This window comes from Treponema sp., from assembly GCF_024696245.1.
Lineage (GTDB): Bacteria > Spirochaetota > Spirochaetia > Treponematales > Treponemataceae > Treponema_D.
In genome coordinates this window covers 1-2,130 of record NZ_JAILGZ010000036.1, presented here as the reverse complement: position 1 = coordinate 2,130, position 2,130 = coordinate 1, and the positions used below count along the sequence as shown (strand labels likewise).

4 protein-coding genes are annotated in these 2,130 nt (G+C 36.8%); all 4 read right to left on the bottom strand.

Annotated features, from left to right (window positions below):
* Window positions 1-401 (bottom strand): AAA family ATPase (locus tag K6D58_RS02710; RefSeq protein WP_296827301.1); only part of this gene is annotated, 401 nt, incomplete at its 3' end.
* A 73-nt stretch (window positions 402-474) separates the two neighbouring features.
* Window positions 475-1,035, bottom strand: a complete 561-nt coding sequence (locus K6D58_RS02705; protein WP_296827298.1) for a glycosyltransferase family 4 protein — start codon at window positions 1,033-1,035, stop codon at window positions 475-477.
* A gap of 296 nt (window positions 1,036-1,331) precedes the next feature.
* A complete protein-coding gene (locus K6D58_RS11930; RefSeq protein ID WP_367182326.1) occupies window positions 1,332-1,622 on the bottom strand; it encodes a glycosyltransferase in 291 nt (96 codons plus the stop codon).
* 148 nt (window positions 1,623-1,770) lie between these two features.
* Window positions 1,771-2,130, bottom strand: a 360-nt coding sequence (locus K6D58_RS02700) for a PD-(D/E)XK nuclease domain-containing protein (RefSeq protein WP_296827296.1), incomplete at its 5' end; no start/stop codon positions are given.

The window sequence follows — 2,130 nt, the reverse complement described above, 5'->3', positions numbered from 1 at the left end:
GTGATAAGATTATTCAAGCGTGTTGAAAAACGCTTATCTTCAACCTGAATATTATACTTTCTTTCATAACGAGAAAGCTGCAGATTTAAAGCTGAGTTCAAGCATTCCAAATCGGGATAATTATCTGCTCCAAAACTGATTCTTAAAACCGGATACTCAATCCAGTCCTTTTCGAGTTTTTCGAGCGCAAGGCCTTTGAACAAGTTCTTTTTACCGAGAAAATATGCCTCCATCGTCGAAAGTAAAAGACTTTTTCCAAATCTGCGCGGACGGCTTAGAAAATAAGGCTTACCTTCCCTTGCAAGTTTGTAGACGAGAGCCGTCTTATCTACATAAATGCAGTTGCGGTTGCGTAAATCTTCAAAATCCTGAATTCCAATCGGCAAAAATCTTTCGTTCATATTTGATATTATAGCACATGGGCGGCTGGTAAATAAACCATGAATTGCATATGAAAGGTGTTTTTACTATATTTTATAGAAGTTCTAAAAGCTTATCAGCAGTATTCTTCCAAGTAAAATTGTCCACTAACCTTTTATAAGCCTTTTCTGTAGCTTCCATCCGTCTTTTGTCATCATAAAGAATATCAAGCATTTCTTTTGCAATATCATCAGCAGAAGGTCTTTTTTGCGTAACTGTACCGTATGAGTCATCAGGAAGGATTTCTTTTGCTCCGGAAACAGGAGTCATAATAACATAAGTCCTGCAGGCAACAGCTTCCAAAACAGATGTAGGAAAACCTTCTGAATATGATGATGGAAGCAGAAGAGAAATGGAGTTTGACAGAAGAGACACAATCTGCTCAAAAGAAAGCTTTCCTAAAAGATGAATATTAGCAGTCTTGCAGGAAATGCACTCATTTATTAGGGGACCGTCCCCTGCCACCATAAGGTGAATTTCTGGATGTCCGTACTTTGTGTTGCAAAGTTTTACGGCTTCTATAGCTTCAGGAATTCCTTTCTCTAAAATTAGACGGCCGGTAAATGAAAGTATTTTTGAACCGTCAGGCAAAACAGGAAGAAAATTTGTGTTCATATTTGCCTTAATTTTTTCAACATCATCTATATTAATGGCATTGTACAAAACACCTTTAGCTTCTATTCCAAAATGACGAAGCCAGTTATTGCAACCTTGCGAAACTCCATAAAAATTCTTTATGAAAAACTTTATAAAAGTTGTAATAAAATGCTCATAACATCTGCCTATAAAATCCCAAAATCCCGAGCCAATACTGAGATGTCCGCTTCCATGTTCAATGCAAATAATTTTTTTGGAGTGTCTCTTTCCGAATATTGCACCGTACAAAGAATGAATATAGAAACGCGTATTTACTATAGAAAAATCAAATGCATTTTTTTGAGTTCTTTGTTTAATTTCCAAAACTTTTTAGTCCAGAATTTCAGCACCGGAAACCGACCGTTCAACAAATTTATGCATGGCAAACGATATACTTCAATTCCATCAGAATAATCATAGTCAGATAAATTCATTACGTTTGAAGTAACTACAGTAATTTTATGTCCACGACTTAGCAGCTCCTTAGAGAGATTAAAAGTATATTTCTCCACTCCCCCCCAACTGGGCAAATATTGGGCTGAAAAAATCAAAATATGTTTAATCATGTTACCTCAATAAAAAAAGATTATAAAAAACACTAAAAGAACAAATCTTTAGCTTAACAATTTCTGATATGCTTTTTCCAATTGTTAATAAACAGAATCCCAGCTAAACTTATTTGAAAGCTCTATAACATCTTCATATATATTACTGCTACCTTACCTTCCAGCCAAGCATACCTTTGCCCTCGCTTGAAAAGACAACTCCAATCTTAAACATTTCTTTTCCGCTTACTACGAACCTGTCCGCGTAACCGTTTGCATCAATCTGGGTAAGAGCTTCGTCCGCAACACTTTCAAAATCTCGGCCTTTGTCCATCTTAAGTTCAAAAATAAAAACAGAGTCCTTTGTAGCAACGACAACATCACTTCTTCCCGCAACTGACTGCAGTTCTGAAACCACGCGGAAGCCGGACATGCGGAACATAAGGTGTGTCACAGACTCGTAGTAGTTCTCGCACATGTCTTTTTTTACCACGGTGGGCAAATCTGCGATTGCGGCTTTTATTATTGA